The 18,703-nt window shown below is 57.7% G+C and carries 18 protein-coding genes, 1 tRNA gene and 2 pseudogenes; 7 read left to right on the top strand and 14 right to left on the bottom strand.

Annotated features, from left to right (window positions below; all coding sequences use genetic code 11):
* Positions 1-4 precede the first annotated feature (4 nt).
* The 12 genes and pseudogenes from ACXPVS_RS16505 to ACXPVS_RS16450 form a co-directional block, all read right to left on the bottom strand.
* Positions 5-778 (bottom strand): ABC transporter ATP-binding protein, encoded by a 774-nt coding sequence (locus ACXPVS_RS16505; protein WP_458510879.1) that lies wholly within the window; start codon positions 776-778, stop codon positions 5-7.
* Between the two features lie 519 nt (positions 779-1,297).
* Positions 1,298-1,750 (bottom strand): hypothetical protein, encoded by a 453-nt coding sequence (locus ACXPVS_RS16500; RefSeq protein ID WP_458510878.1) that lies wholly within the window; start codon positions 1,748-1,750, stop codon positions 1,298-1,300.
* Between the two features lie 6 nt (positions 1,751-1,756).
* A complete protein-coding gene (locus ACXPVS_RS16495) occupies positions 1,757-2,173 on the bottom strand; it encodes a hypothetical protein (RefSeq protein ID WP_458510877.1) in 417 nt (138 codons plus the stop codon).
* A gap of 37 nt (positions 2,174-2,210) precedes the next feature.
* A pseudogene (locus tag ACXPVS_RS16490) lies at positions 2,211-2,363 on the bottom strand (alpha/beta hydrolase); the annotation flags it as partial.
* Positions 2,364-2,506: 143 nt separating this feature from the next.
* Positions 2,507-3,628 (bottom strand): type VI immunity family protein, encoded by a 1,122-nt coding sequence (locus ACXPVS_RS16485; protein WP_458510876.1) that lies wholly within the window; start codon positions 3,626-3,628, stop codon positions 2,507-2,509.
* Between the two features lie 11 nt (positions 3,629-3,639).
* The gene (locus ACXPVS_RS16480) at positions 3,640-4,821 is read right to left on the bottom strand and encodes a VRR-NUC domain-containing protein (protein WP_458510875.1); all 1,182 of its coding nucleotides are present in this window, start codon (positions 4,819-4,821) and stop codon (positions 3,640-3,642) included.
* Positions 4,822-4,916: 95 nt separating this feature from the next.
* A pseudogene (tssI, locus tag ACXPVS_RS16475) lies at positions 4,917-6,002 on the bottom strand (type VI secretion system tip protein TssI/VgrG); the annotation flags it as partial.
* Between the two features lie 394 nt (positions 6,003-6,396).
* Positions 6,397-6,472 (bottom strand) — tRNA-Phe (locus ACXPVS_RS16470).
* 103 nt (positions 6,473-6,575) lie between these two features.
* Positions 6,576-6,848, bottom strand: coding sequence for an oxidative damage protection protein (locus ACXPVS_RS16465; RefSeq protein WP_008149405.1), 273 nt, complete (start codon positions 6,846-6,848; stop codon positions 6,576-6,578).
* Positions 6,845-7,912: an A/G-specific adenine glycosylase gene (gene mutY, locus ACXPVS_RS16460; protein ID WP_458510874.1), complete on the bottom strand. Its 1,068-nt coding sequence runs from the start codon at positions 7,910-7,912 to the stop codon at positions 6,845-6,847. Before mutY ends, ACXPVS_RS16465 begins: the two co-directional genes overlap by 4 nt.
* Positions 7,909-10,125: an AsmA family protein gene (locus tag ACXPVS_RS16455; protein ID WP_458510873.1), complete on the bottom strand. Its 2,217-nt coding sequence runs from the start codon at positions 10,123-10,125 to the stop codon at positions 7,909-7,911. Before ACXPVS_RS16455 ends, mutY begins: the two co-directional genes overlap by 4 nt.
* A 78-nt stretch (positions 10,126-10,203) precedes the next feature.
* Positions 10,204-10,608, bottom strand: coding sequence for an acetyl-CoA sensor PanZ family protein (locus tag ACXPVS_RS16450; protein WP_458510872.1), 405 nt, complete (start codon positions 10,606-10,608; stop codon positions 10,204-10,206).
* A gap of 220 nt (positions 10,609-10,828) precedes the next feature.
* Here ACXPVS_RS16450 and ACXPVS_RS16445 point away from each other — a divergent pair, with 220 nt between their 5' ends.
* The 7 genes from ACXPVS_RS16445 (at position 10,829) to ACXPVS_RS16415 (ending at position 16,568) form a co-directional block, all read left to right on the top strand.
* Positions 10,829-12,493 carry an OFA family MFS transporter gene (locus ACXPVS_RS16445; RefSeq protein ID WP_458510871.1) on the top strand — a complete coding sequence of 555 codons (1,665 nt, stop codon included), beginning with the start codon at positions 10,829-10,831 and terminating at the stop codon, positions 12,491-12,493.
* A 191-nt stretch (positions 12,494-12,684) separates the two neighbouring features.
* Positions 12,685-13,278, top strand: a complete 594-nt coding sequence (hisB, locus tag ACXPVS_RS16440) for an imidazoleglycerol-phosphate dehydratase HisB (RefSeq protein ID WP_129439274.1) — start codon at positions 12,685-12,687, stop codon at positions 13,276-13,278.
* Complete coding sequence (gene hisH, locus ACXPVS_RS16435) at positions 13,278-13,916, top strand: imidazole glycerol phosphate synthase subunit HisH (RefSeq protein ID WP_458510870.1); 639 nt, start codon at positions 13,278-13,280, stop codon at positions 13,914-13,916. Before hisB ends, hisH begins: the two co-directional genes overlap by 1 nt.
* The gene (locus ACXPVS_RS16430) at positions 13,917-14,174 is read left to right on the top strand and encodes a DUF2164 domain-containing protein (RefSeq protein ID WP_458510869.1); all 258 of its coding nucleotides are present in this window, start codon (positions 13,917-13,919) and stop codon (positions 14,172-14,174) included. It abuts the gene before it with no gap.
* 42 nt (positions 14,175-14,216) lie between these two features.
* Positions 14,217-14,954 (top strand): 1-(5-phosphoribosyl)-5-[(5-phosphoribosylamino)methylideneamino]imidazole-4-carboxamide isomerase, encoded by a 738-nt coding sequence (gene hisA / locus ACXPVS_RS16425; protein WP_458510868.1) that lies wholly within the window; start codon positions 14,217-14,219, stop codon positions 14,952-14,954.
* 9 nt (positions 14,955-14,963) lie between these two features.
* A complete protein-coding gene (gene hisF / locus ACXPVS_RS16420; protein ID WP_007897430.1) occupies positions 14,964-15,734 on the top strand; it encodes an imidazole glycerol phosphate synthase subunit HisF in 771 nt (256 codons plus the stop codon).
* A 78-nt stretch (positions 15,735-15,812) separates the two neighbouring features.
* Positions 15,813-16,568: a substrate-binding periplasmic protein gene (locus tag ACXPVS_RS16415; protein ID WP_458510867.1), complete on the top strand. Its 756-nt coding sequence runs from the start codon at positions 15,813-15,815 to the stop codon at positions 16,566-16,568.
* Positions 16,569-16,571: 3 nt separating this feature from the next.
* On the opposite strand, the gene ACXPVS_RS16410 is transcribed toward ACXPVS_RS16415, so the two are convergent.
* Both ACXPVS_RS16410 and ACXPVS_RS16405 read right to left on the bottom strand, forming a co-directional pair.
* Positions 16,572-17,807 (bottom strand): trypsin-like serine peptidase, encoded by a 1,236-nt coding sequence (locus ACXPVS_RS16410; protein WP_458510866.1) that lies wholly within the window; start codon positions 17,805-17,807, stop codon positions 16,572-16,574.
* A 104-nt stretch (positions 17,808-17,911) separates the two neighbouring features.
* Positions 17,912-18,703, bottom strand: a complete 792-nt coding sequence (locus tag ACXPVS_RS16405) for a divergent polysaccharide deacetylase family protein (RefSeq protein WP_458510865.1) — start codon at positions 18,701-18,703, stop codon at positions 17,912-17,914.

Here is an 18,703-nt window from a genome sequence, read left to right as displayed (position 1 = left end):
TCCGTTAGCGGTTGCTGGACATGAATTGTTTGCAGCGCGCCGAAAGCGGGTTTTCGAACACCTGCTGTGGCGATCCTTGCTCTTCTACCAGGCCTTGGTGGAGGAACACCACCTCGCTGGAAACCTGACGGGCGAAGCCCATTTCATGGGTGACCAGCAGCATGGTGCGGCCTTCTTCTGCCAATGCGCGGATGACATTAAGTACTTCCTGGACCATTTCCGGGTCAAGGGCGGAGGTGGGCTCGTCGAACAGGATCACCTTGGGCTGCATCGCCAACGTGCGGGCGATGGCTGCGCGTTGTTGCTGGCCGCCGGAGAGTTGCGCGGGGTAGGCGTGGCGCTTGTCAGCGATGCCGACCTTGGCCAGCAAGGCTTCGGCAACTTCGATGGCTTGCGCTTTGCTCTGACCGAGCACGCGGCGCGGGGCTTCGATGATGTTGTCGAGCACGCTCATGTGCGGCCAGAGATTAAAGTTTTGAAACACAAAACCGATCTCGCTGCGCAGGCGATTGATCTGCTTGCCATCGGCAGCGACCAGTTCGCCGTTCTTGGCGGCTTTTAGCTTGAGTTCTTCGCCGGCCACCAGGATTTGTCCCTGATGCGGGTTTTCCAACAGATTGATGCAACGAAGGAAGGTGGACTTGCCGGAACCGGAAGAACCCAGGATCGAGATCACGTCGCCGTCGCGGGCGGTCAGCGAGATGCCTTTGAGCACCTCAAGCTGTCCGTAGCGTTTGTGCAAGTTGCGGATTTCAAGCGCGGGCGTGGCCTCAGCCATGTGCGTTCCTCATAAGTATTTCGCTCCTGCTATTGGCGGCCTTCCTGGCGAGGCGGCCAAGCTAGCATAGGGTCTCAATGGCAGCCAACAGCGCTACGGGCGGTAAACGGGTGGCCTGTGGCAGGTTGTCGCATCGGTACAGCAGACTGTCGCGCTGCTATCAACCGAACAGGCGTTTGAACCCTGCCTGTCGATGAAAAACGTGGGGCTGTCCCAAAAAAGGGCGCGATGTTGCCAGCTTTGGCGGGGTGTTGGAAGCGCTAACCGGCCAAACGTTCCTGAGCCGCACTTTTATTGTGCGCTTGACCATTTTCGGGTGTGTTTCTGGTGCGCTCTTTTGCTCTTAAAGTGGACTGCAGGGTGACGTTCTGGTGAATTGCCATTTTCGATGGCGGGGCTCTCCGGCGGAGAGCCCAAAGCTCCAGTGGCCTCGAACAGGGGCTCAAGCCGCGTCATGTGACCATGCTTATCAGCGCCGGCCGTGCTGGTGACTGGCGTTTTTCTTCCACTCGAAGGCGCTTACTCGGCCTTTTCTTCCTGCGCGTCCAGCGACTCGCGATAGTTATCGAGCGCGGTGCCAAAGTCAGTGATGAACTGCGGGTCCGTCAGCCAGGCCTGGGCGGTGTCGCGGTCCATGCCGTCGGCCCACATGCGGTAATCGATCAACATGTCGGCGGCCAGGTGAGTGGCGGCCATGGCTTCGTTGTCGGCGTTTTCCATATCCAGCAGTTCTGGATGGTCGCTGATGATGCCGGCGAGGTTCGACAACAGGGTCAGCAGCATATCGTTACGGCTGGTGGCTTCTGCGTCGTGCATTTTGCTGAACATCGCCAGGGTGTATTCCGGGATCGGCTCGCCGATTTCGTCCAGGCCATCGTCCAGCGCGGCGGGTTTTCTACCGTGGATATTGATTTGCTTGGCTTTGATCTTGGCGCGTTTGGCGCGTTTCTGTTGCTTGTTCAGGGATGCCATGGGAACTCAGTTTGCTTTGGGTTGTGTTTGGGCCGCGATGGCGTCGGACGCCGCCACGTAGTCAGCCTGGAAGGCTGGGGATTCGATCCACGCCAATGCGCCGGCTTCGTCGACTTCGGTTGACCATTGGCGATATTCGATCAGCGCGGCGACGATAAAGTCTGTCGCAGTTTCTTCGCCCTCCTGCTCCAGCACCAGCGCGAGCAGCGGGTGTTCAAGAAATGCCGCGCACATAGTGCGTTGGCTGATCTTTTCAGCGTCGATCATTTCTTTGAACATGTCGGTAAGGTCCACCGATTCGAAGTCGATACGATCATCGTTCGGGTCCAGCTCGACCGGCACGGCAGCCCGTTGGGTGCGGTTCTGCTTGGCCTTGGCTTTGGCGCGTGTGGCGCGTTTTTGCTGCTTGTTGGTGGAGGCCATGGGCGTCGTTCCGTATTTCGTTGAGTGGGCGCATGAGTCAGTTGCGTGGCACTAGCCGCCCAGGTGCGTCGGGGGCCTGTTTGCCGGGCTGCAGCCAGGACAATGCAATGGGCCATAGTGTGGCTTGGTATGCGCTGCGAAAAAAGGCGAAATGTCCGACTTCTTGTTCGCGGATGTCTTCGGGAGTGATTCCGCGAGTGGACGCAGCGTGGCTGTTCTTCGGCTTTTGAATTCGGAGCGCAATGTGTTCCAAATTCAACGTCTATGCCAAGTGTAGAAGTGAGGGCTAAGCCATTTGGAGGGGGCCTCCCTCACTGATTGAGGCCCAGACGTTTACTCTCCTGACCAATACCAAAGCGTATCTCCCCAGCTGGAGCCGCTGAAACTCGGCAGGATATCGCCTTGCTGAAAATGACGTCGAGAGCCTGCCTGAGCAGGACTGAACCAATAACCCGTCACGCTGCATGGTTGACCGGCTTCAAGGCGTGCAGGCGCTTTTAGCTGGTTATCTTCGTGATCAAATCGCGCATACCAACGAGCAGTACTGTCCTCTTCGAAGCCATCACCATAGGGTAAATAGGTATGCAATTGATCCGGATTGGGAATGCGCAGTGATTTTACGACTCTGTTGACCGCTACATAGGCTGCGGGAAGCGGCTCGTTTTTCTCGCCCAACTCAGGGAGTTCGCCCGCACGAATGATTAGCCCGTTGTCGTAGCTCAGCACTTCTATATCACCCCGACCACTAAAGGCGTGACGTATCTGGTCTTCACCCCCCAACTGCTCGGCAAAATAAGATCCAAGGATAGTGTACCAATTCACACCCTTGATGTGATTGAGCAGCGCTCGCTTAAAGTTGTGCACCATGGAGTCCACTTCAAGTCCGGAGAACTGCTGAGCCAGCTGAAACTCCATTGGCATGTAGCTATCGTAGTCATAAGGTAGAATGCTGGACAGACCGCCATAGCCATGTTCGGCCTTGACTTGGTTACAGAGATAAAGCAGCCAGTTCTGATATCGAGCCGCGCCATCAGCTTCCTGCAACAATGTCCAAGGCAAAGTGATCTTCAGATACGAGCGTTTCTGGTTGCCATGGACTTCAAAAGAGTTCAATGCCGAAAGGCTGTATTCAGCAGCTTCACTTGCAGTCGGAGCGCTACTGATATGCCACTCATATTGTTCGTTTGCCCCAGTTTCAAGGATTTTCAACGTCGTTTTTTTGAAGCTTTCGTTTGTCAGCTTCTTATATCGACCATCAAATTGCCCTTTCAGGTGCTGGCCGAACTCTTCCTTAAAACGGTCGAAGCACTCCAGGACTTTTTGCTTGCTTTCAAACAAATAGCCTTCTTTGAAATACACCGTTGCGATCAGTCCCAGTCTGACGACAGGAGTGTTATCAGACATTTCAAAGGCTAAGTTCGGAGCTTGGTCAATCAGTTTTTCCAATGTATTCATAGTCGTCTCTTTTATCCGGCGGTAACCGCAGCAGTAACAGCAGCACCGCCCAAGATGCTTGCTAACAAAGCCCATGAAAGCTGAGCGAGGCGCACAATAACCAGTAAGCCGGCAACGATAGCTGCTGGAATACCAGCTGCTACACAGGCGGCGCCAATGGCAAATGCTATTACGACGGTGGCTACAGCGACTCCCAATTCGATCAAAACCTGTACCCAGTCGATTTTCCGAAGCATGTCGAGGGTTATGTCTGTATAGCGTTGTACTTCTTTCCAAATGGCTCTCAGTTGCTCATCTGTCCAGCGAATAACCTTAGCCCCCGTTTCACTGACCCACTCCCAAGCTTTTTGTGATTCGCGTCGAACCCATTCACCTTTGATTCCTAGCCAAGTTGCGGCGTCTTCGAGGTGTTGTTGTACTTCCTGAGAAAGTATCCGAATACCTTCAGCTCCTTGTTCTAGAAGGCCGTCTACAGCCTGCTGGACCTGTTGAGTCCAGCTTTCAATATGGGCAGGTTTAGGCGTCGGTACTGGGCCATACGCGGGTACTGGAACAGGTGCAGGCCTTGGCGGCTCATCAGGAGTTCTGGGAGGTAATAACACCGGCCATTGTAGAGGATCGAATTCGCCGGTTGGCTTGTGCTCTTTGTTGTACTGGCGATCTCGTTCGCGGTCGTCATCATCGCGACAGTCGCTGATTTCCAAGACGGAGAACCGGTTCGGCTCCCCAGCGATATCCAGGTAGGCCTCCCTCTGAGCCATTCCAAGCACGTCTCCAGGAAATTTCACTTCCACTAGCCGCTCTAGGTTGTTCGGATGAGCAACACCCTGATGATCAGGCCCTGCCTGTCCCGGCCAGCGAATACTCCGACTTTTTACGATGATGACGTCCGGGCGTCTCAGTAAACCTTTGACCGAACCTTTGGGAAACGGAAATAAGGTATGGCGCCGCAACGGATCGGGTTTCTCATCTTCGCCAAACCACGAGGAGCTGAGAAATGGTTTGGGTGGAAGGAATGCCATGTCAAAGCAGACTTCTGCTTTGTAGTCCCAGAGAAAATCCCAGCGGTACTCGTCCGCTCGGATCAACCCACTCATGACAAGTTGTTTGAGTTCCAGACCTGTGACGCCGCCGTCCCTCGCCTTCTTGATAGATAACTTTGGAAACCGCGAAGCGTAATTCGCTTTCTCCATCAAGTAAGGCTTGTTATCCGGGTTGGGCAGTGAAGCCTGTTTGATCGTGCCTTCGATGCTGGTGTTGGTACAGCCCTGCGGCGTTTGAGGTGGTTGTTGGCGTCAACCGTGTCATGACGTTCGTTGCCTACCCGAATTTTCTGATCGTGCTCGATGTTTTCGTCCCAATCACGTTGGGCATGCAGGAATATTTGCTCCTGACCTTTCTTGTCTTCAATGCGTAGTTCATTGAAACCCTTGCCGCCCGGTGAGCTGAGTGTTTTGAACACGCTGCGGGTTTTATTCGCCGGTAGGTCGTAGGGCACGACGTTTTCTTTGTGAAACAGGCAGCCAGTGACCAGTGGCTGGTCGGGGTCGCCCTCAAGGAACGTCACCAGCACTTCCATGCCGATGCGAGGGACTGCGATGCCACCGTAAGCCGCTCCTGCCCAGCCGCTGGCTACTCGTAGCCAACAACTGGTGTTGTCATCGGCTTGCCCTAAGCGATCCCAGCGAAATTGCACCTTGATTCGACCGTATTGATCGCAGTGAATTTCTTCACCCTTGGGGCCGGAGACTACTGCGGTCTGACTGCCCAATACTTTGGGTTTTGGGTGGTCAAGCGGTGGTCGGTAATTGGCATCCCAGGGGGTAGCCAGAAATCGGTTGCGGTAGCCCTGTTGGAAGTCGTCCTTGTTATTGGTGACGTCGCTGGTGATCGACTCGCCGAGTACTTGTGGTTGCTTGCCTTCGTGGATCACTTCCAGCAGGAGCCAGAGGTCGTTCCATTGGTTGCGGGGATGATCACTCAGGGGTAGGAAGTGTCCGGTAGTCAGCGAGGGCTCATCACCTTTACCTTCGGCCAATTGGTACTCGCTGCGATGCCGTTCGAGTGCACGGGTCGCCAATTGCTTACCACGTTCGCGATGGGTGAAGCGGCCAGGGTAGTCATAGTCTTCCAGGTCAGGCAGGAAGTCGCTTTTGGCGGTGCCTTCTGGTAGCAGGCGTGGCTTTTCAAAGTCATAGTCGCGACGACTGACCCGAGTGGTACGGGTTTCTAGCCGCAGGTTGAAACGATTGATTACCGGCTTCTCTGCAGCCATTCCAGAGTCTTGCTGGTAGGCCACGGGCGCTAGCTTGCGAAACACCGTCTGGTCATCACCCAATACCAGCTTGTGCGCTTGGGAGCTGTGCTGGAAGTGTGGATACGCCTTCAAGGGTCAGGGAAATGTGCGTTGCATTAGCGTCCAGCATGCCTTGATCCAATCCATGAATATCGGCTTCTGATGGTGCCGGAATGCATAACTGGCTTCAATGCAGGAATTGTGAAGAATAGAAAAATCAGAAATTTCCTATGCTCATAAATTCTCTCGCCTGTGAAATGAGCGCCGCGCATGCCGAGTGACTTTTGTTGGTGTCGAAACGAGTGCTCTGGCGCAGGTGCCGAGGGCCTCTGGTGTATCTTCGAAACCGTCTTGAAGCATTTTCTTTCGGGGAGATGGCTTTGGAAGTGGCTTGATCCAGAAATGGTCCCGTGGCCATTAAATCGCAGGCATAAAAAAACCCTGAATCTTGCGATTCAGGGTTTTCGGTATTTGGTGCCCAGAGACGGAATCGAACCGCCGACACGGGGATTTTCAATCCCCTGCTCTACCGACTGAGCTATCTGGGCAACGGGGCGCATTAAACTGGTTTTTCAGGGGGTCGTCAAGAAAGTTTTCAAAAAAATTTTAATTATTACCGTCGCTTACGTTCCGACCCTCGAAAAAGCGGGATTATTCAGCCGGCGGAACGTAGCCGTCCGCCTTGGCGTATTCCTCGCCGGAAAAGAACTTGTCCATCTCGCCCTGAAGATATTTGCGGTCTTCGGCGTTCATCATGTTCAGGCGTTTTTCGTTGATCAGCAGGGTCTGGTGCTTTTGCCAGTCTGCCCAGGCTTTGGCCGAGACGTGGTCAAAAATGTCCTGACCTTTTGCGCCTGGAAATGGAGCGCGCTCCAGGGCGGGCAATTCTTCTTTGTACTTGCGGCACATGATGGTGCGGGTCATGACGACTCTCCTGCGTTCAATACGGCGGCTGCGCGCTCGAGCAAAGTTTTGACCGGGGCGGCAAGGCCCAGGCGCGGCGGGGTGGCGAGGTTATACCAGAGCCAGTCGGCCTCGGCCACGTGATGGCCGGCCTCCTGGACCTGAACCAGCCAGGGTTCGATGGACAACTGAAAATGACTGAAGGTGTGTACCAGGCTCGGCAGCGCCTGTTGACGGCCCAGTTCCAGCGAATGCTGCGAAGCCAGATGTTGCAGGTCGTCGAGGTCATCGAGTTCCGGAAGGCTCCATAAACCGCCCCACAAGCCCGTGGAAGGGCGACGGTAAAGCAGAATCGCGCCGTCGCCGTTGGCGAGCATCGGCATCAGCGTGCGCTTCTGTGGCACGGTTTTACGCGGTTTGGGGATCGGGTAGCGCGTCTCCAGGCCAAGCATGTGTGCTTCGCAGCCCTTTTCCAGCGGGCAGAGCAGGCAACTCGGCTTGCTGCGGGTGCAAAGCGTGGCGCCCAGGTCCATCATCGCCTGGGTGTAGGCGTTGACCCGATCATGGGGCGTAAAGCGCTCAGCGTTGGCCCACAGCTGTTTGGCGACCTTTGGCTCGCCGGGATAGCCCTCTTGCGCGGTAAAGCGCGCCAGCACCCGTTTGACGTTGCCGTCGAGGATCGGCGCTCGCAAGCCCATGCTCAGGCTGGCGATGGCGCCGGCCGTGGACAGGCCGATGCCCGGTAAATCGACCAGTTTTTCCACGTCGCGGGGAAACTCGCCACAGTACTGCTCGACAACAATTTTCGCGGTCTTCTGCAAGTTGCGCGCCCGGGTGTAGTAGCCGAGGCCGGTCCACAGGTGCAGGACTTCGTCTTCCGGCGCAGCAGCCAAGGCTTCGACCGTGGGTAACGAGTCCATGAAGCGGTCGAAGTAGTTCAGCACGGTGCTGACCTGAGTCTGCTGCAACATGATTTCCGAGACCCACACCCGATACGGGGTGATGCCTTGTTGCCAGGGCAAGTCGTGGCGGCCGTGGCGGTCGTACCAGTTCAGCACCGCCGATGAAAACTGCTCGGCTCTCATCGCTTGAACAGCCCCTTCAAGGCGTTTTTCAGTTCCGGGCTGATCTTGTCGCCAAGCTTCTCGTCGATTTTTTCGCTGATCCGTTCGCGGGCCAGTTTGCTCGCGACCTGGCCCATGCGTTCGTTATCGAGGCGGCAAGCCTTGGCGCCCAGTTCCAGCGGGCCACGGCAGCGCAGCGGCCACTCGATGCCGACAAACTTCTCGCCGACCTGGCAGGCCGGGTCCGGCATGTCGCTCTTGTCGCCTTCGACGATAACGCCCACGCGGTAATCCATGCCCAGCACCCGCAGATCGACATCGCCGTCGCCGTTGACGGTCATGCCCGGGATGCGCACTTTCAGGTCCGGGTTGCTGGCCACGCCGTTTCGCAAGGTCAGGTTGCCCTTGAGCTCCTGGAACGGTGTGTCCTTGCCCTTTGGCTCACCACTGAGGGCTTTACGGTTCAGGGTGGCGATGCCTTTGCACAGCTGTTGTTCGAGGTTGGCATTGAGCAGTACGCCGTTGTTGATGACGAAACTGGCGTTGCCGTTGAGGCTTTCGATCAGTGCTTTCTGGCTATTGCCGCTGCCGGTCAGGTTGCTGTTGACCGTCACCAGGCCTTTGACCGGCGGGTTTTTACCCTGGCTTTCGAGGATTTTCTCCACCGGGACTTTGCTGATGCTCGTCTGCATGTTCAGCGCTGGCACCTGCTGGCGCACGTCGAGCGTACCTTTGGCGTCGAAGTTGCCGTCGTACAGGTCGCCGCGCAGGCTTTCCAGTGTCAGCAGGCCGCCCTGGCCCTTGGCTTCGAGCACAGCGTTCCGGATCGGCAATTTTTCGAGGGTCAACTGGCCGAATGTCAGGTCCGCGTCCACGTCGAGTTTGCTCAGGCGCTCCACTGGCAGCAGGCGCTCGTTGCTCCATGCGCCTTTGGTTGGTGCGTTCGGCAGCGGGGTGCTGCCCGCGCCAGCCATGGCGTCGGCTTCGGTGCTGGCGACTTCGGCCTGACGCACTTGCGTCGCGCTATTGGCTTCGGCGGATTTTGGTGGCAGATAACGGTCGACGTTGAAGGTGTCGGCCTTGAGGGTCGCCCGCAGCGACTGCTTGGCGAAGTCCTCGACGGCGATACGGCCGCTGAAGGTGCTGTCGTCGACTTTCAGGTTGATGTTGTCGAGCACCACGCTGGTGGGCGTGCCGGCAAGGCGGCTGACCAGTTCGACTTTGCTCAGGCTGCCTTCCGCCATTGCCGGAAGGGTCTGGCCGATGCTGTCGATGAATTTCGCCAGATCGAACTGGGCAATCGACAGGCCGCCGCTGATTTGCGGGATTTTGTCGAGGTCGTTGACCTTCAGTTCACCCAATGCTCGCAGCTGGTTGACTGAGATCTTGATGCCGGTCCATTCGGCGACGTTCGCGGCTTTATCAAGCAGCAATTGGCCTTGGGCGGCGAAGGTCATGGTTTTGCCTTGCAGCGGATCGCCAGCCACTTCGCCAGAGAGCTTCATGTCTTCGAATTTGTAGCGCTGCAGGGCACGTTCGAAACGCAGTTCACCTTTGAGCTCGGTACGGACACGCAAGACTGGCTGGTTGGTGCCCAGGAACGCGGTGAGCGTGACCGGGATGTTCGTGGAGTCATGCACTGGCCCGGTACTCAGCTGGATGCTTTCGGCGCTGAATTGCTTGCCGGTTTTCTCGTCGCTGTATTCAACGCGGGCGTTGTTGACGGTCAGGCTGTCGATATCGAGGCGAATCGGCTGGGCCGGTTTTTCCGTTTGGGCGGTGGTCTCAGTCGCGGGTTCGTCAGTGGTTGCGGGCGGTGTGGTTGGGGTGGGTGCCTTGCCGATGTCTTGCCAATTGCCGTGGCCGTCCTTGTCGCGGGTCAGGCGCAGGCGCAGGCCCTCGACGCGTACATCGCTCATCTGCACTTCACGGCGCAGCAGCGGCAGCACGCGGACCGACAAGCCAAGCATCTGCAAGTCAGCGAACGGCTCGGCGGGTTTGGCCAGGGTCGCGACGCTGGCTTCGTGCAACTCCAGGCCCAACCATGGGAACAGGCTCCAACCGATATCGCCATTGAGCGTCAGTTCGATGTGGGCCTTGTCGCGGGCTATCTGGCGAATCTCGTCTTTATAGTCGTTGGGATCAAAGAGGTGGGTCAGGGCAAAGCCCAGCGCCACAATGATCAGCAACAGCCCGAGAAGTACCAGACCCAGGATTTTGCCGAACGCTTTCATGGGCGAGTCCTTGTAGTTAGTCGAATTCGAAATTTAGCCCGGGAGTATAGCGCTCTGCAGCGGACGACCGGTCAGCGATCACGTCGGCAATATATCCAGCGGTATTTTCAGTTTGGCCGCCAGCGCTTGTGCCTCCAGATGCCCGGCAGGCGCCAACAGACGCAATGTCGCACCCGCTTGCGTCGCCATTTTCTGCGCTTCGTTCACCAGCCGTTCGGCCACGCCACGACGACGGGTGATTTTTCGTACGCATAATTGGGACAGGTGCCAGACATCCTGGTGCCGTTGCAGACGTGCAGCACCCAAAAGTCGATCGTTGAAGCGGCCAGCGATCAGCGAACCGTCCAGCAGGCAGCCTTCGATCAACTGCAAACCCCCGGCAAACGGGGCGAACAGCCAGTCCGGAGCATCGCGGTAGATTTTCTGCAGATCTTGCTGATCCTGATAAGTGACTTCGTTCAACGGCTCGACAATGATCGGCATGAGGGTTCCTTCGGTGGTGCGAGAACTGAGGGTCTACAAAAGGTGATATCACTTTGGTTTTTCTGTCGCGTGCAGATGGTAACCTCTGTCGGTTCGTCCGTCCTTGTGCGACCTGATGTCGCACAAAAATGGGGCTTCACCTCAAAAACAGTCATGCGTGCGCATAAAGGCTGAGGGTGAGGTTCGCTGACGAACCCTACTAATAATTGGGGGATACACAATGACCACGAGCATCACGGCGGACGGCCTCAATGCCGACCAGCCCGCGTTCCTGTCCAAGGAGCGCATCATCGCCAAGCCCGGTTTCAACCGTTGGCTGGTACCACCGGCCGCCTTGGCCATCCACCTGTGCATCGGCATGGCCTACGGTTTTTCGGTGTTCTGGTTGCCACTGTCCAAAGCCCTGGGCGTAACCGAGGCAGTGGCCTGCGCGCCGGACATGAGCTTCATTTCGCAAGTCTTCTCATCTCAATGTGACTGGCCGATCTCGATGCTCGGCTGGATCTACACCCTGTTCTTCATCTTCCTCGGCTGCTCGGCCGCCATCTGGGGCGGCTGGCTGGAACACGCCGGGCCACGCAAGGCTGGCGTTGTCTCGGCACTGTGCTGGTGTGGTGGTCTGCTGATTTCAGCGCTGGGGGTCTATACCCACCAGATATGGCTGATGTGGATCGGCTCCGGGGTCATTGGTGGTATCGGCCTGGGCCTGGGTTACATCTCGCCGGTCTCGACCCTGATCAAGTGGTTCCCGGACAAGCGCGGCATGGCGACCGGCATGGCGATCATGGGTTTCGGTGGTGGCGCGATGGTCGGTGCTCCGCTGGCCGCAGCCTTGATGGGCCACTTCGCTTCGCCAACCAGCGTCGGCGTATGGCAGAGCTTCCTGGTGATGGCCGCGATCTACTTCGTGTTCATGATCGGTGGCGCACTGTCCTACCGCGTTCCGCCAACCGGCTGGAAGCCTGAAGGCTGGACCGCTCCGGCGAAAAAAGCTTCCAACGCGATGATCACCCACCGTCATGTACACGTGAACGTGGCATGGAAAACCCCGCAATTCCGTCTAGTGTGGCTGGTGCTGTGCCTGAACGTTTCGGCGGGTATTGGCATCCTCGGCATGGCTTCGCCACTGTTGCAGGAAGTGTTTGCCGGTAAGTTGCTGGGTAACGACCTGACATTTGGTCAGCTGGATGCCTCGCAGTTGGCCTCAATTGCTGCAATCGCTGCCGGTTTCACCGGTTTGCTGAGTCTGTTCAACATCGGTGGCCGGTTCTTCTGGGCGTCGTTTTCGGACTACCTGGGCCGCAAAAACACTTATTTCGTGTTCTTCGCTCTTGGCTTTGCGCTGTACGCGCTGATCCCGAACCTCGGTCATCTGGGCAGCGTTGCGCTGTTCGTGGCGGCGTTCTGCATCATCCTGTCGATGTACGGCGGTGGTTTTGCGACGGTGCCGGCTTACCTGGCGGACCTGTTCGGTACGCAGATGGTCGGCGCGATCCACGGTCGTCTGTTGACAGCCTGGGCAGCCGCGGGCGTGTTGGGTCCGGTGTTGGTGAACTACCTGCGTGAGTATCAGTTGAGCATCGGCGTTGAACGCGCCGCGGCTTACGACATCACCCTGTACATCCTCGCGGGCCTGTTGGTGCTGGGTTTCATCTGCAACCTGCTGGTGCGTCCGGTGGCTGACAAGTACTTCATGACCGACGCTGAACTGGCCGCCGAACAGGCGCTGGGCCACGACAAAGGTGCTGACAGCAGCACCGTATTGGAGTGGAAAGCGGGTGCGGGTACCAAGCCTTTGGCAGTGGCTGCGTGGCTGGTGGTGGGTATTCCGTTAGCGTGGGGCGTTTGGGTGACCCTGCAGAAAACGGCAGTACTCTTCCACTAAATACCCTGACACTGATCGTTCCCACGCAGAGCGTGGGGGCGATCAGTGGTCTTGGGGTGCTTGTACTGACATGTCTATCGCTGGCGGCGCTGAATTCACTCCGTCAGTGATATCACCTCCCGTGTTTCTGTTTGGCGCCCGCGCCCCTATAATGGCTGCCTTTTTCGCCCAATGATTTTGCGGAGCTGGTGATGGCCGAACGTAAGGCGTCAGTCGAGCGCGACACTCTGGAAACCCAGATCAAAGCCTCGATCAACCTGGATGGCACCGGAAAGGCCCGATTTGATATCGGTGTTCCTTTTCTTGAGCACATGCTGGACCAAATAGCCCGTCACGGGCTGATCGACCTGGATATTGTCAGCAAGGGCGACCTGCATATCGACGACCACCATACGGTGGAAGACGTTGGTATCACCCTGGGTCAGGCCTTCACCAAAGCCATCGGCGACAAGAAAGGCATCCGTCGCTACGGCCACGCCTACGTGCCGCTCGATGAAGCGCTGTCGCGCGTGGTGATCGACTTCTCCGGCCGTCCTGGCCTGCAGATGCATGTTCCTTATACCCGCGCCACCGTCGGCGGTTTCGACGTTGACCTGTTCCAGGAATTTTTCCAGGGCTTCGTCAACCACGCCAACGTCAGCCTGCACATCGACAATCTGCGTGGGCACAACACCCACCACCAGATCGAGACCGTGTTCAAGGCTTTCGGCCGCGCACTGCGCATGGCCGTAGAGCTTGATGACCGTATGGCCGGTCAGATGCCGTCGACTAAAGGCGTTCTGTAATGCAGACGGTCGCGGTTATCGATTACGGCATGGGCAACCTGCACTCGGTGGCCAAGGCCCTAGAGCACGTTGGTGCCGGCAAGGTCTTGATCACCAGTGATGCCGACGTGATTCGCGAGGCCGACCGGGTGGTATTCCCCGGCGTCGGCGCGATTCGCGATTGCATGGCGGAGATCCGTCGCCTGGGCTTCGATTCGCTGGTGCGTGAAGTCAGCCAGGACCGTCCGTTCCTCGGCATTTGCGTCGGCATGCAAGCCTTGCTCGACAGCAGTGAAGAGAACGACGGCGTCGACTGCATCGGTCTGTTTCCGGGCTCGGTGAAGTTCTTCGGCAAAGACCTGCACGAAGACGGCGAACACCTGAAAGTCCCGCACATGGGCTGGAACGAAGTGAAGCAGACGGTTACACATCCGCTGTGGCACAACATTCCGGACCTGGCGCGTTTCTACTTCGTGCACAGCTACTACATCGCTGCCGGCAACTCGCGGCAAGTGGTGGGTGGCGGGCACTACGGTGTCGATTTCGCTGCGGCGCTGGCCGATGGCTCGCGATTCGCCGTGCAGTTCCACCCGGAGAAGAGCCATGCCCATGGCCTGCAATTGCTGCAGAACTTCGCCGCGTGGGATGGTCGCTGGTAAATGGTCGTCAAGAAGAAGCCGCCGATCCTGACCCTCACTCCTGAACAGGAGAACGAGGCCAATCACAAGATCAAACGCTTTATGGAAGATCGCTTCGAACTGGACCTGGGTTCATTCGAGGCGGGTGAAATCCTTGAGCTGTTTACCCGTGAAATTGCGCCGCACTATTACAACAGGGCGATTTTCGATGTGCAGACGCACCTCAAAGAGAGGTTCGAAAGCATCGAAAGCGACTTGTGGGCGCTCGAGAAAAACTGATTTTCGAGCGAAGCTGAACAATCGAATTTGAAGGTTTGCCAGATGCTGATTATTCCCGCTATCGATCTTAAAGACGGTGCCTGTGTTCGTCTGCGCCAGGGCCGCATGGAAGATTCCACGGTGTTCTCCGATGATCCGGTGAGCATGGCTGCCAAGTGGGTGGAGGGCGGTTGCCGTCGTCTGCATCTGGTCGACCTGAACGGCGCCTTCGAAGGCCAGCCGGTCAACGGCGAAGTGGTCACCGCCATCGCCAAGCGCTACCCGAACCTGCCGATTCAGATCGGCGGCGGTATCCGTTCTCTGGAAACCATCGAACACTACGTGAAGGCTGGCGTGAGCTACGTGATCATCGGCACCAAAGCCGTGAAAGATCCGGCCTTCGTTGCTGAAGCCTGCCGCGCGTTTCCGGGCAAAGTGATCGTCGGTCTGGATGCGAAAGACGGTTTTGTCGCCACTGACGGCTGGGCTGAAATCAGCACCATTCAGGTGATCGACCTGGCCAAGCAGTTCGAAGCTGATGGCGTGTCCGCGATCGTTTATACCGACATCGCCAAAGACGGCATGATGCAGGGCTGCAACGTACCGTTCACCGCTGCACTGGCCGCTGCAACGAAGATCCCGGTGATCGCCTCCGGCGGCATCCACAACCTCGGTGACATCAAGTCGCTGCTCGACGCCAAGGCGCCAGGCATCATCGGCGCCATCACCGGCCGGGCGATCTACGAAGGCACTCTCGATGTCGCTCAAGCGCAAGCTTTCTGCGATTCGTACAAAGGCTGAGGACTGACCATGGCGCTGGCCAAACGCATCATCCCTTGCCTGGACGTGGATAACGGCCGGGTGGTCAAGGGCGTCAAGTTCGAGAACATCCGTGATGCCGGCGACCCGGTGGAAATCGCCCGTCGTTACGACGAGCAGGGTGCTGACGAGATTACTTTTCTCGACATCACCGCCAGCGTCGATGGTCGCGACACCACGCTGCATACCGTCGAACGCATGGCCAGCCAGGTGTTCATCCCGCTGACCGTGGGCGGCGGCGTACGTACCGTGCAGGACATACGCAACTTGCTCAATGCCGGCGCGGACAAGGTTTCGATCAACACCGCTGCGGTGTTCAACCCGGAGTTCGTCGGCGAAGCGGCTCAGCATTTCGGCTCGCAATGCATTGTCGTTGCCATCGACGCGAAGAAAGTTTCCGGTCCGGGTGAAACCCCGCGCTGGGAAATTTTCACTCACGGCGGTCGCAAGCCAACGGGTCTCGACGCCGTTGAGTGGGCGAAGAAGATGGAAGGCCTCGGTGCCGGTGAAATCCTGCTGACCAGCATGGACCAGGACGGCATGAAAAACGGCTTCGACCTGGGCGTCACCCGTGCCATCAGCGATGCGCTGGGGATTCCGGTGATTGCTTCCGGCGGTGTCGGCAACCTGCAGCACTTGGCTGACGGCATTCTGGAAGGCCACGCCAGCGCAGTGTTGGCGGCGAGTATTTTCCACTTTGGCGAATACACCGTGCAGGAAGCCAAGGCCTACATGGCTCATCGCGGCATCGTGATGCGTTAAACAAACCGATACAGGCCAGTGGACATCATGGCGGGCTCAGGGCACTCTTGGGTACGCCATGGATCTCGGTAGCCAGACATGCTTAAACGCCTTCTTCTTGTCCTCGCCAGCGCTTCTCTATTGCTCGTCAATGGAGCGCATGCCGCAGAAAATCCCGACACCGGCCTGGTGTTGCTGACTGAAAATTTCCCCCCCTACAACATGGCGAAGAACAGCAAGAACTTCGCTCAGGACGAGAACATCAATGGCATCGCGGTGGACATCGTCCGCGAGATGTTTAAACGCGCCGAAGTCAGCTATAGCCTGACGTTGCGTTTCCCTTGGGAGCGAATCTACAAGCTCGCTCTGGAGAAGCCCGGTTACGGTGTCTTTGTGATGGCGCGGTTGCCGGATCGCGAGAACCTGTTCAAGTGGGTTGGTCCGATCGGGCCGGATGACTGGATCATGTTGGCCAAGGCCGATAGCAAGATCAGCCTTGAGTCGCTGGAGCAGGCGCGCAAGTACAAGATCGGTGCCTACAAGGGCGATGCGATTGCCCAGACATTGGCCAAGCAGGGATTGAAGCCGGTAGTCGTGCTGCGGGATCAGGACAACGCGAAGAAGCTGGTCAATGGCCAGATTGATCTGTGGGCCACGGGTGATCCGGCCGGGCGCTATCTGGCGCGCCAGGACGGTGTGACCGGGCTCAAGACCGTGCTGCGTTTCAACAGCGCTGAGTTGTACCTGGCGTTGAACAAGGACGTGCCGGATGACGTCGTCGCCAAGCTTCAGGCAGCGCTGGATCAACTGCGCAAGGAAGGCGTGGTGGACAACATCATGGCGAAGTATCTGTAAGCATCACTTCGATACACCCTGAGACGGAGCTGGCGTTGCGCTCAAGTACACGGCACTTGTAAACACGTTGTTCAACACCGCCCTTGTCAGCTGCCGTTCCCCTGAGACGACGCCGATAATGCACAGTGCATGTGCGCCGTTTTGCGGCCCGATTTCAGTGTTGATGTAAGCATCTTCAGCGCTGATGGCGGGGCTGTAATTGTCGGCAGCTTTGCAGTCCCTGGCGTTCTGGACCGTTTTGTAGCGATAGAAGGGCGCCTCGAGGGAGAACCTGAAGTCCCACGTAGGCAATACGATCTGCTTATCCGCGTTTTGCGTTCTATGAACGTATGACTTGAGTTTCCAGGGCGCCGTGACAGTCAGTTCGACCGGCCCCAACGAACAGTCCGCGCCATCGCTGGTGAAGACGCCGTCAATAAAGCATTTGTACAGAAAGTTGGCTGAGTAGCTGTAGTTGAAACGGGCGGCCTTGCAAGAGGTGGAGTGCTCACAAGCAGGCGGCGCTGGGGTATTGCGCGAGATCCCGACTTTGCTGACGATGCCGGTGATTTCATTGGTGCGGCGGTTCAGCATCGGGCTACCGGAGTTGCCGGGGTAAAGGTCGCAGTTGTTTTTCATGTCCAAAGGAAACACCCCCGGGTGGTCGATGAACGTTCCGGCGGTTTGTTCAGCGCAGGCGCTCAATCGAAGCCCTTGTTCGGTAAAGCCGCTCGGCGCGCCAATGTTAAGGGCGTCATGAGTCTCGCTGGTTTGATGGGACGCCAGCTTGAGCGGGTTGACCCCGTCTTGTATCAGCGACGCCAATGTTGCGTCGACCTCCAGTACTGCAAGATCGGTCCCGACCAGACTGCTCCATCGGGCGGTCTGGATGGCGTATTGGCGCTTACGCTGTGGCCTGTCATGAAAGTAGTGGAAGGTGACGCTGGCTTTCAAAGGTAGATTGGTCCGCGCCGAACCGTAGTGAAAGAACACGCAATGACCGCTGGTGAGCAGGTAAGCAGGGCCGGTGGCTCGGCCTTGCCTGTTTCGCGTATCCAGTAGAACGGCGCCGCAGGTCTCGCCCGATTGGAGGCTGAGCCGTCCCACGCCGCTCCAGATTTCATAAAAACGCTCGCTGTTTTGCAGTGCCCTTGACGGTGAGTCGTTGACGGCGCCTTCGCCCAGATCGCGGGCCTGCACGGCGGAAATAGCCAGCAGGCCAATCAGGCCTGCGAAGCCAAAGAAGCTAAGGTATTTCATGTCCATTCCTTGGTGATGAAATTCAGGGTGAGCGCTATCGTGGCACGCGGCGGTGTACCGGCAGGTATAAATAGTTATCGCGAAATGGAGCGGGCTGCGAGGCGTTATCGGGCGGTCGGGAGGCGGTACTTGCCATCCTTGCCGTGCGCTGCCGTTGCACGATTGCCGCGCACGCTGATCATCTGTTTGATGTCGATCCAGTCAATGCCCTGAGCCTTGAGCTTGGGCAATTCACGTTCAAGTACCGCTAATGTCTGCGGATACGGATGCCCGATCATCACCGCGGAACCCTGTTTGCGCGCCAGGCTGATAGCCGTCTGTAGCTGAGTAAAGATCGCGGCTTCAGTGGGCTCGTCATCCAGGAACACATCCCGCGAAACGCTCGCCAAACCAATTTTCTGCGCCTCGGCGGCCGCCACGGTTTGCGCACTGGTGCGGCTGTCGACGAAGAACTTGTGGCGGCGCAGCAAGTCCGCCATCAGCCAGGTCATGGCCGGTTGCTGAATGGTCATGCGGCTGCCCATATGGTTGTTGATGCCCGCGGTATACGGCACAACCTGGAACGCCGCGTTGAGGCGCTTTTCGAGCTCTTCGACGGGTAATTCGGGATGCCAGGCAAACGGCCCGGTGGCCGGGTCCATGGGCATGTGCAGGATGACGATCTTGCCGGCGCGATGGGCTTCGCGGGCGAATTCGGTGGCGTGAGGTGTATCGGGCATGATTGCCGTGGTGACCGGGCCGGGAAGGGCCAGCACGCGGCGATCCCGAGGCAGGTTCTGCCCCAGGTCATCGATGATCAGACTCAGATAGGCCTTTTGAGGCGCCGTTGTGACGGGCGTTGCATGAGCAACACCCGTCAGGCAACTCAGCAGGCCGAGGAATAACCGCAGGCGCAT

The sequence above is a fragment of the Pseudomonas sp. Ma2-10 genome, assembly GCF_054330215.1.
This window is presented reverse-complemented; position numbering and strand designations above follow the sequence as displayed.

Bases quoted from the DNA above. Each gene is read 5' to 3' on its own strand.
- ACXPVS_RS16445 (WP_458510871.1), top strand. From the start codon at position 10,829: ATGACCACGAGCATCACGGCGGACGGCCTCAATGCCGACCAGCCCGCG.
- hisB (WP_129439274.1), top strand. From the start codon at position 12,685: ATGGCCGAACGTAAGGCGTCAGTCGAGCGCGACACTCTGGAAACCCAG.
- ACXPVS_RS16465 (WP_008149405.1), bottom strand. From the start codon at position 6,848: ATGACCCGCACCATCATGTGCCGCAAGTACAAAGAAGAATTGCCCGCC.
- hisA (WP_458510868.1), top strand. From the start codon at position 14,217: ATGCTGATTATTCCCGCTATCGATCTTAAAGACGGTGCCTGTGTTCGT.
- ACXPVS_RS16500 (WP_458510878.1), bottom strand. From the start codon at position 1,750: ATGGCATCCCTGAACAAGCAACAGAAACGCGCCAAACGCGCCAAGATC.
- hisH (WP_458510870.1), top strand. From the start codon at position 13,278: ATGCAGACGGTCGCGGTTATCGATTACGGCATGGGCAACCTGCACTCG.
- ACXPVS_RS16430 (WP_458510869.1), top strand. From the start codon at position 13,917: ATGGTCGTCAAGAAGAAGCCGCCGATCCTGACCCTCACTCCTGAACAG.
- mutY (WP_458510874.1), bottom strand. From the start codon at position 7,912: ATGAGAGCCGAGCAGTTTTCATCGGCGGTGCTGAACTGGTACGACCGC.
- ACXPVS_RS16450 (WP_458510872.1), bottom strand. From the start codon at position 10,608: ATGCCGATCATTGTCGAGCCGTTGAACGAAGTCACTTATCAGGATCAG.
- ACXPVS_RS16405 (WP_458510865.1), bottom strand. From the start codon at position 18,703: ATGCGCCTGCGGTTATTCCTCGGCCTGCTGAGTTGCCTGACGGGTGTT.
- hisF (WP_007897430.1), top strand. From the start codon at position 14,964: ATGGCGCTGGCCAAACGCATCATCCCTTGCCTGGACGTGGATAACGGC.
- ACXPVS_RS16495 (WP_458510877.1), bottom strand. From the start codon at position 2,173: ATGGCCTCCACCAACAAGCAGCAAAAACGCGCCACACGCGCCAAAGCC.
- ACXPVS_RS16455 (WP_458510873.1), bottom strand. From the start codon at position 10,125: ATGAAAGCGTTCGGCAAAATCCTGGGTCTGGTACTTCTCGGGCTGTTG.
- ACXPVS_RS16480 (WP_458510875.1), bottom strand. From the start codon at position 4,821: ATGGAGAAAGCGAATTACGCTTCGCGGTTTCCAAAGTTATCTATCAAG.
- ACXPVS_RS16410 (WP_458510866.1), bottom strand. From the start codon at position 17,807: ATGAAATACCTTAGCTTCTTTGGCTTCGCAGGCCTGATTGGCCTGCTG.
- ACXPVS_RS16415 (WP_458510867.1), top strand. From the start codon at position 15,813: ATGCTTAAACGCCTTCTTCTTGTCCTCGCCAGCGCTTCTCTATTGCTC.
- ACXPVS_RS16505 (WP_458510879.1), bottom strand. From the start codon at position 778: ATGGCTGAGGCCACGCCCGCGCTTGAAATCCGCAACTTGCACAAACGC.
- ACXPVS_RS16485 (WP_458510876.1), bottom strand. From the start codon at position 3,628: ATGAATACATTGGAAAAACTGATTGACCAAGCTCCGAACTTAGCCTTT.